This window comes from Anaerotruncus sp. 1XD42-93, assembly GCF_009917605.1.
Taxonomy (GTDB): domain Bacteria; phylum Bacillota; class Clostridia; order Oscillospirales; family Ruminococcaceae; genus Anaerotruncus.
The window spans coordinates 85,700-93,706 of sequence record NZ_QZEG01000010.1 but is presented as its reverse complement, the minus strand read 5'-3'; the positions used below and the strand labels follow the sequence as shown (position 1 = coordinate 93,706).

11 protein-coding genes are annotated in these 8,007 nt (G+C 47.1%); 5 read left to right on the top strand and 6 right to left on the bottom strand.

The window, feature by feature from the left end; all coding sequences use genetic code 11:
• On the bottom strand, positions 1-227 hold a 227-nt coding region (locus D5269_RS06130; protein ID WP_207709101.1), incomplete at its 3' end, for a transposase.
• Positions 228-369: 142 nt separating this feature from the next.
• Entirely contained in the window at positions 370-1,236 is an 867-nt protein-coding gene (locus tag D5269_RS06125) for a DMT family transporter (protein ID WP_120484126.1), read from the bottom strand.
• 212 nt (positions 1,237-1,448) lie between these two features.
• Here D5269_RS06125 and yajC point away from each other — a divergent pair, with 212 nt between their 5' ends.
• From yajC to D5269_RS06100, 5 genes are all read left to right on the top strand, one after another.
• Positions 1,449-1,754 (top strand): preprotein translocase subunit YajC, encoded by a 306-nt coding sequence (gene yajC / locus D5269_RS06120; protein ID WP_016317827.1) that lies wholly within the window; start codon positions 1,449-1,451, stop codon positions 1,752-1,754.
• Between the two features lie 60 nt (positions 1,755-1,814).
• Positions 1,815-2,213 (top strand): TIGR04086 family membrane protein, encoded by a 399-nt coding sequence (locus tag D5269_RS06115; RefSeq protein ID WP_016317828.1) that lies wholly within the window; start codon positions 1,815-1,817, stop codon positions 2,211-2,213.
• A gap of 76 nt (positions 2,214-2,289) precedes the next feature.
• Entirely contained in the window at positions 2,290-2,436 is a 147-nt protein-coding gene (gene scfA, locus D5269_RS06110) for a six-cysteine ranthipeptide SCIFF (protein ID WP_016317829.1), read from the top strand.
• A 74-nt stretch (positions 2,437-2,510) separates the two neighbouring features.
• On the top strand, positions 2,511-3,887 hold the full coding sequence (gene scfB / locus D5269_RS06105) for a thioether cross-link-forming SCIFF peptide maturase (protein WP_016317830.1): 1,377 nt from the start codon (positions 2,511-2,513) through the stop codon (positions 3,885-3,887).
• A 58-nt stretch (positions 3,888-3,945) separates the two neighbouring features.
• The gene (locus tag D5269_RS06100; RefSeq protein ID WP_161909677.1) at positions 3,946-4,626 is read left to right on the top strand and encodes a stage II sporulation protein M; all 681 of its coding nucleotides are present in this window, start codon (positions 3,946-3,948) and stop codon (positions 4,624-4,626) included.
• Here the strand turns inward: D5269_RS06100 and D5269_RS06095 are convergent.
• From D5269_RS06095 to D5269_RS06080, 4 genes are all read right to left on the bottom strand, one after another.
• Complete coding sequence (locus D5269_RS06095) at positions 4,612-5,640, bottom strand: tyrosine recombinase XerC (protein WP_120484124.1); 1,029 nt, start codon at positions 5,638-5,640, stop codon at positions 4,612-4,614. The genes D5269_RS06100 and D5269_RS06095 overlap by 15 nt on opposite strands.
• A gap of 244 nt (positions 5,641-5,884) precedes the next feature.
• On the bottom strand, positions 5,885-7,015 hold the full coding sequence (gene tgt, locus D5269_RS06090; RefSeq protein WP_120484123.1) for a tRNA guanosine(34) transglycosylase Tgt: 1,131 nt from the start codon (positions 7,013-7,015) through the stop codon (positions 5,885-5,887).
• Positions 7,016-7,215: 200 nt separating this feature from the next.
• Positions 7,216-7,647 carry a EutP/PduV family microcompartment system protein gene (locus D5269_RS06085; protein ID WP_016316285.1) on the bottom strand — a complete coding sequence of 144 codons (432 nt, stop codon included), beginning with the start codon at positions 7,645-7,647 and terminating at the stop codon, positions 7,216-7,218.
• Between the two features lie 9 nt (positions 7,648-7,656).
• On the bottom strand, positions 7,657-8,007 hold the full coding sequence (locus tag D5269_RS06080) for a BMC domain-containing protein (RefSeq protein WP_304412300.1): 351 nt from the start codon (positions 8,005-8,007) through the stop codon (positions 7,657-7,659).

The window sequence follows — 8,007 nt, the reverse complement described above, 5'->3', positions numbered from 1 at the left end:
TTTTTTACAAGATGTTCCAGAATTTTATCCCACAGCCCGCTGATCCGGGCGCGGCGATAAAAACTGTGTACCGTTGAATATGGCGGAAAATCATGGGGCAACTGTCTCCATTTGCACCCCGAATCTACCAAATACAGCACAGCATCCGTCAATTCCCTCTTGCTCCACGTGCAGTTGCGCATCTCGGCATATAGTGGGGCGATCTCCTCCCACTGCTCATCTGTCAAGTCGCTAGGGTACGACTCCCGTCCTTTTTCTTCCATATCTCTATTTTACCACGTTCTTTTCTCCTTGTGAATACAGGTTCTTAGTGCTGAAAGATATCTTGGCGCAGATGTGGAATCAAAACAACCGGCCAGAAGCAGGCTCTTAAACAGAATTGCCAGCAGCGACCCTATGATCCCGCCACACACACCAGGCCGTAATGGTAAGAATGACCACTGCACCGCCGAGCAGCGCAAAAACACCGGGCGCCTCCCTGGTAAAGAGAAAGACCCAAACCGGATTGAGCAGCGGCTCGATTGCTGAGAGCAGCGAACAGACAAGCGGTGGGCAGTCTTTGACTGCGATACCATAAAGCACATAAGGAATGCCCAGCTGGACAATGCCCAGTACCAGAATACTCCCTATCGCGGTGGGGCTCATCGTTGTTTCAGTGAGGAAAGCAGCAGGAATTCCCACGATCGCAGTAAACAGGTGGCCAAGCAGCAGACCGCTCATCCGGCTTTCAGGGTCGGTGTAGCCTGTCAGCAGAAACATACAGGCCATCATCAGCCCAGCAAAGATCGCGCAGAGATTGCCAAAGAGGTTTCCGGGGGCAAGCTGGTCAAAAAAGAAGAGCGAGATGCCGCAGAGCGTCAGAAAGACGGTGATCAGATCGGCTCGTGCAAACCGCTGTTTCAGAAAGATTGCCGACAGAATCAGAATAAAAACCGGGGCGGTAAACTGAAGGACAATCGCGTTTGCAGCAGTGGTATACTTATTGGCAGTGACAAAACCAAGGAAGGTCAGGCAGGTAAAAATCCCGCTTACAATCGAAGTCCGATTGATCCGCATGTGCATCCGGCAGGCGCCCAGATAAACAGCCATACATCCTGCCGCAAGCAGGCTGCGCGCGCCCGCGATGGTCAGAGGGTGCCAAGGAATCAACTTGATAAAAATACCCGCAATACTCCAGAGCGATGCGCAGATTGCCATGAGCAGGATTGCGCGCCGCTCTGTACTTTTGGTTGCCATATCGAAAAAGCCTCCTTACAAAAATCCGAGTGGGGAGTAGGGAACTGTTTGTCCAAAAACACAGGAAATCTCAGAGATTCATCATACCCCAAATAACCGTAAAATGCAAGTTTCAGCAGAATTTTAAAAGAGGACTTGCGTAGCAGGGCAAAAAACGGTATAATGACAAAAGTACTCTGTTTCAACAGGGAAGAGATTTTGGAGGTATTCGTATGAACGAAAACACAGCAGCCATGATACAAACATTTATTCCAATGGTTCTGATCTTGGTGGTCTTTTATTTTTTTCTGATTCGGCCGCAGAAAAAACGTGAAAAAGAGACACAGGAGATGCGCAACAGCCTTGAAGTTGGGGATGAGATCGTCACAGTGGGCGGCATTATCGGGACCGTTGTTTCGATGCGGGAAGATCATCTTGTAATCGAGACTGGATCGGACCGCAGCAAAATCCGGATCACCCGCTGGGCTGTTCAGATGAATAACACTTCGCACGAGAAAGCTTCATCCAAATCCAAATAAAATGGAGAAGGCATATCCAGGTGTCCGGCTGAATACCCTGATTAAAAAGGGGGAATTGGTATGAAACAGCCTGATATGTATGGAATCAAACGGTTTCTTCGTCCGGTGGTTTATGGAATTGTGGCTGGAACGGTTGCCTGTTTTCTGCTGCTGACTTTCATGTCGGTGGTGATGCAGTTCCGTGATCTGCCGCAGATGCTGATTACGTTTGTTGCAACCTTAACCTTTGTGTTGGGAGGTTTGGTTGCCGGATATGTCAGCGCAGCCTTTTCCCGGGAACGGGGCATGTTGGTGGGAGTTTGTTGTGGAATCTGCATGTTTTTACTGCTTGCATTCACCAACCTTACGGTGAATGGTCCAGATTTCTGCGCAGTGGCATTTACCAAATTGGCAGCCGTGTTGTTTGCCTCCGCATTGGGCGGGGTAGTCGGGGTCAACAAGCGGAAAAAGTTCCGCTGAACCGATTGAATTTGTCGGAATTTATGGTATAATGATATTATAATTTGGAAATCTCAAAGGAAAGAGGAATTGGATTATGAAACATGTGAAAACGATCAATCACGCGAATCTGAAAGAGTCTGCTGTAAAAGGTGGCTGCGGGGAATGCCAGGCATCCTGTCAGTCTGCCTGCAAGACTTCCTGCACAGTTGCAAACCAGAAATGTGAGCGTAAACAGAAGTAAAAGATCAGCGAGTTATGGTAGGGCAGCTAATTGCGGCTGCCCTATTTCGTTTCGTTATTTGGAGAAAGGATTCTATGATACATAAATACCAATTAAATGGATTTTATATTGTGCTGGACGTCAATAGTGGTGCCGTCCACCTGGTGGATGCGCTGTTTTTTGAGCTTTTGGATTATGTGGATGGAGAACATCTGCCGGAGAACTGCCCGCCACAGATTTTAGAGAAATTATCTGACCGTTATTCGGAAGCGGAAATCTGTGAAACCTATTCAGAAATCGTCTCTCTGCATCAGGCAGACCAGCTTTTTTCTGCGGACGATTACGACAGATTTGCAAAAATGATGACACCATCTCCAGTCAAGGCGATGTGCCTGCATATTGCACATGACTGCAATCTCCGCTGCCAATACTGTTTTGCCGATACTGGCGAATATATGGGTCATCGCCAGCTTATGTCGTTTGAGGTGGGGAAAGCGGCGATTGACTACCTGATAAATCATTCCCAAGGCCGGCATAATCTCGAGTTGGACTTCTTTGGTGGAGAGCCTCTAATGAACTTTGACGTGGTGAAACAGGTTGTGGAATATGCTCGTGCACAGGAAAAAATACATCATAAATTGTTCCGCTTCACAATTACGACCAATGGAGTTCTGCTGGATGACGATAAAATTGCGTTTATCAATCGTGAGATGTCCAATGTAGTCCTTTCGATTGATGGACGTAGGGAAGTCAATGACCGTGTACGTGCGCGGGTGGATGGCAGAGGATGCTATGATACGATTATGCCAAAGTTCCAAAAGCTCGAAAAAGCTCGCAGGGGTGGAATTTTTGATCAATATTATGTCCGCGGTACCTTTACACGGTATAATAAGGACTTTGCGGAAGATGTGCTGCATCTGAACGAAATGGGTTTCGATCAGATCTCTGTCGAACCTGTTGTTGCAGATCCTTCCGCACCTTATGCGTTAACAGAAGCTGACCTACCGGAGGTATTTGCCGAATATGAACGGTTGGCAAAAATGATGATTGAACGTGCAGGAACCGAAAAAGAGTTTAACTTTTTCCATTTTATGATAGATCTCGATCAGGGGCCATGTGCGATCAAGCGGCTGCGTGGCTGTGGCTGTGGCAATGAATATGTGGCGATCACACCCGATGGTGATGTTTATCCTTGCCATCAGTTTGTTGGTCATGATGACTGGAAGATGGGGAATGTATTCGAGCAATCATTAGACCAAAAGCGAAAAGCACAATTTGCGGCAGCGACCGTTTATGGCAAAGAGGAGTGCAGACATTGCTGGGCAAAATTCTATTGTTCGGGCGGATGTAATGCCAACAGTATGCAATATCGTGGGGATATTCTGAAACCACATACGCTTTCCTGTGAGTTGGAAAAGAAACGGGTGGAATGTGCGATTATGATAAAAGCTGCTCTGATGGATCAGGAATAAATGTGGCGGATACGGCATATTCTTTCTTAGTGGAATTGCTACAGAAAGGATGGCTGAAATGTACATTTCGGTGACAAGCTGGCGGAATCTATTGCGAACAAGAGCCGTGGGAAACTCTTCAGAACATGGAGAGTTTATCCCGCGGCCATCTTTTATGTTCGCAAAAGGGAAGTTATTTTTTTATCTGCTTGAGGGAATGTTCCTGGCAGGAGTGTTTGTAGGAACGATGCTCATCAGTCACGCGGAAGAGGAAACACTCCAGATGCTGCAAACAGTACTTGGAGGATATGTTGGGCAGCGTCAGATACAGAGCTTTTCCAGCATAGCGCTTTCAACTTTTGTTTCTCTGTTTTCCTCTCTGTTGGTCTTGTTTTTTTGTGGGCTATGTACGATTGCACAACCGATCGTCTTTTTGGCTCTACTATTTAAAGGGCTAGGGTACGGATTTTCGCTAGGGATGCTTTATGCGCAATATGGAAATGCTGCGGTGCCATATGCATTTATCCTTCTGATGCCTACCATCTATTTTGGTGCTCTATTACTGATCGCTGCCGGAAAAGTTTCGGTCAGAATGTCTATCCATCTGTTCCGTTCAACGCTTCCGAACGGAGAAAAAACAGAACTTAATCGAATGAAGCGCTACTGTATAAAATTTATTTTGTTTGCTGCAATCTGCGGAATGATCGCTTTAGTTGACGCTCTGCTCTGTTATAAACTGGGAGGCCTATTTCTCTTCTGATGGATTAACCTTGGGAACCTTTGGTTTTTTAGCAGGTTTTACGGTAGAAAGAGGAGAATTTTGGGCCGCATCCTCCATCTGGCGATTGGATAGATGAGTATAGATCTCGGTGGTCGAAAGGCTGACATGCCCTAAAATTTCCTTCAGTATACGGATATCTACATTGCCATGTTGATACATCAAAGTAGCGGCGGTATGTCGAAGCTTATGCGGAGAATATCCCTGTCCCGAAAGTCCGGCCTGCTTCAGACATTGTTCGATGATCTGTTCTACCCGTCGAGGGGAGAGTCTGGTTCCACGAGAGGAGAGAAAGAGCGCATCCTTATGGACGGTATTTGCAGTCGGCTTCCGAACAGACAGATATGCATCCAGAGCACGTCGGCACGCATCATTGATATAGACAATCCGTTCTTTATTTCCTTTTCCAAGCAATTTAATGGTATCCTCACGAATATCTGAAAGGTTAATTCCTACCAGCTCGGAAAGCCTCATTCCGCAATTAAGAAACAGCGTTACGATACAGAAATCCCGTTCATATGTTTTTCCCGTGGGATCGATGTGGGCAAGTAAATCCAGACTTTCCTCTAATGTTAGATATTTGGGTATGGCCTTTTTTACTGATGGGACTTCCAAATTTTCAACAGGATTACTTTTGAGTTTATTGGTTTTTATTGTAAGATACTGGAACATAGCGCGGATGGACGAAACTTTTCTAGAACGAGTTTTGGCATTGTTTTCGCGCTGATCCATTGTATAGGTAAGGAATTGATATACGTCTGCTAAAGAAATCTGTTGGAGTGTTTCAAGGCTAACATCCTGAATCGAAATCTGCTGAAAAGCTTCAGGATCATTTTTGAGATCATCAGACAAATGCTTGGTGCACTTAATATAACGGAGAAAAGTACGCAGATCGATATAGTAGGCATCGACTGTACGTTTGGAACGCCCACGGATGGTGAGCATGTAAAAAAGAAACTCCTGTAAGTAGTCGGGACAATCTTGATAGTCTGCCATGTGTAAATCCTCCTACTAAATTTTTCGCCCCCTTAATTTCGCTAAATTTTCATTTAGCGAAATTACTTGTCTTTATTTTACATCACTCCCCCAAGGCTTGTCAAGCCATTTTTATTTTACCTTTCCAAAATTGTTCTGTTGAGAAATGGAAAAATTGCCGGAGGCACAAAAGCTGCCGGCAATCCAGAGAGAAAAATTTCCCGTTTTTCAAACTTTCCAGAAGTTCCGCCTTTTTTCAAAGATATTAGATACGTCGGCCAAGGATCGGGACCCAATGCTGGTAAAAAGCACTGTAAGTTCCGTTATCGAGCGACTCCCTAATTTTTTCCATCAGCGTATTATAGAAATAGAGGTTATGCATCACGCCGAGCCGGGATGCAAGAATCTCGTTTGCCCGAAACAGATGCCGGAGGTATCCCCTGCTATGGTTCTGGCAAACAGGACAACCACACTGCGGATCAAGCGGTTCGCTATCGGTTTTATATTTCTCGTTGTGCAAAATCCGGATACCCTCCCAGGTGAATAGGGTACCGTGTCGGGCGTTGCGGCTTGGCATGACACAATCAAACAAGTCTACCCCCCGATAGACCCCTTCCAGTATATTGACCGGCGTACCGACCCCCATCAGGTATCGAATTTTTTCTTTCGGCATATATGGTTCTACCGCCTCAATCGTATCATACATCTCCTGCGCGGTCTCTCCCACTGCAAGACCTCCAATCGCATATCCATCCAGCTCAAGCGCGGCGATCTCCTGCATGTGGCGGATACGCAGACTGTGATAGGTCGAGCCTTGATTGATACCAAACAATAACTGGTGTGGATTCAGGGTATCCGGGAGACTATTCAGCCGCGCCATCTCGGTTTTGCATCGCGCAAGCCAGCGGGTGGTGCGCTCGATTGACCGCTCGGTGTATTCAAACGGCGCAGGGTTCTCGATACACTCATCAAAAGCCATCGCAATGGTGGAACCAAGATTGGACTGGATGCGCATACTTTCTTCTGGCCCCATAAAAATCCGATGCCCATCCAGATGGCAGGCGAAAGTCACGCCCTCCTCTTTGATCTTGCGCAGCTTCGCCAGAGAAAAAACCTGGAACCCACCGCTATCGGTGAGGATCGGACGTTTCCAGTTCATAAATTTGTGCAGTCCGCCCAACCCACGAATTACGTCGTCTCCAGGCCGGACGTGTAGATGGTAGGTATTACAAAGTTCCACTTGGCATTTCAGGTCAACCAGATCTATAGAAGAGATTCCCCCTTTGATTGCAGCAGAGGTGCCAACATTCATAAAAGCAGGCGTCTGCACCGTCCCATGAACGGTTTCAAACTCGCCGCGCCGGGCATGTCCCTCCTGTTTCAACAGCTTATACAATATAACTCCCCCTTTTTGAACCGTCACCACCGGGTTCCCATGCATTTCCATACACAGAAACAGGGCGCAACGGCGGCACCGCCACGCCCTGCATGGTTTTCATTTGTCATTGATGCTGTTGGTATTATACTATATGCCAGTTTCCCAAGTCAATGGCTGTGCAGATTTTTTCCATGTGCCCCAGATAGGCAGATCGAAAATCATTCGAGGTGTCTGCGCAATTCTTCGATTCCTTCCCCAGTCACACTGCTGATGTGGACAATCGAACCGACTCCCGCCAGTTTTAGGAACGTTTCAGCCCGTTCCACCTCTGCTGGATTCCTGCATTGATCTATTTTGGTAACAACGCCAACCATTGGCTTTTGGAACATCGCCTGTATCCCTGGGGCAAAGCGGCACTCTGAATCCGTAGAATCTTGAAGAAGCAAAATAACATCTGCTTCCACTCCGCTCACCACCAAAGCCCGGTAAAATGCTCTGTTCTCGACATATTCTCCTGGAGTATCAATCGCAGTCCCGCCCACTAATTCGATCGACTGCGTTTTTTGATATTGCAGCTCTTTCTGAAACAATCGTTGACATAAGGTCGTTTTGCCACAGCCAACCCGCCCGATTACCATAATCTTTTTCATAGTGGTTCCTCATGACTGAGTGATTTCGGTGGGCGTAAACTGGAGCGTTTTTGTCAGAACCTGCACTACCTCGTTTAACGCTGCATGGACGCTGGACACATCCCCGCAGACTACCAGAGAACCACTGAATCGGTCGACAAAGACAATCTCCACTTCCGCTGCCTTGGTGGCTACATCTGCTCCGATGATCGCAGCTTCACTAGGCGTGATGGTCAGAATGCCCAGCGCACCCCGCTTCTGGCAGACCACCCCCAATTTGGTATACAGATCCGGATTGGGATTGGCAATCAGATGGGCCATCGTGACCTGTTTTCCGGGAACATATTCCTGAACCATGCGCTGTTTTTCTTCTGGCACCAC

Excerpts from the sequence above, each read along its gene's own strand:
- D5269_RS06125 (WP_120484126.1), bottom strand. The coding sequence starts at position 1,236 with ATGGCAACCAAAAGTACAGAGCGGCGCGCAATCCTGCTCATGGCAATC.
- yajC (WP_016317827.1), top strand. The coding sequence starts at position 1,449 with ATGAACGAAAACACAGCAGCCATGATACAAACATTTATTCCAATGGTT.
- D5269_RS06115 (WP_016317828.1), top strand. The coding sequence starts at position 1,815 with ATGAAACAGCCTGATATGTATGGAATCAAACGGTTTCTTCGTCCGGTG.
- scfA (WP_016317829.1), top strand. The coding sequence starts at position 2,290 with ATGAAACATGTGAAAACGATCAATCACGCGAATCTGAAAGAGTCTGCT.
- scfB (WP_016317830.1), top strand. The coding sequence starts at position 2,511 with ATGATACATAAATACCAATTAAATGGATTTTATATTGTGCTGGACGTC.
- D5269_RS06100 (WP_161909677.1), top strand. The coding sequence starts at position 3,946 with ATGTACATTTCGGTGACAAGCTGGCGGAATCTATTGCGAACAAGAGCC.
- D5269_RS06095 (WP_120484124.1), bottom strand. The coding sequence starts at position 5,640 with ATGGCAGACTATCAAGATTGTCCCGACTACTTACAGGAGTTTCTTTTT.
- D5269_RS06085 (WP_016316285.1), bottom strand. The coding sequence starts at position 7,647 with ATGAAAAAGATTATGGTAATCGGGCGGGTTGGCTGTGGCAAAACGACC.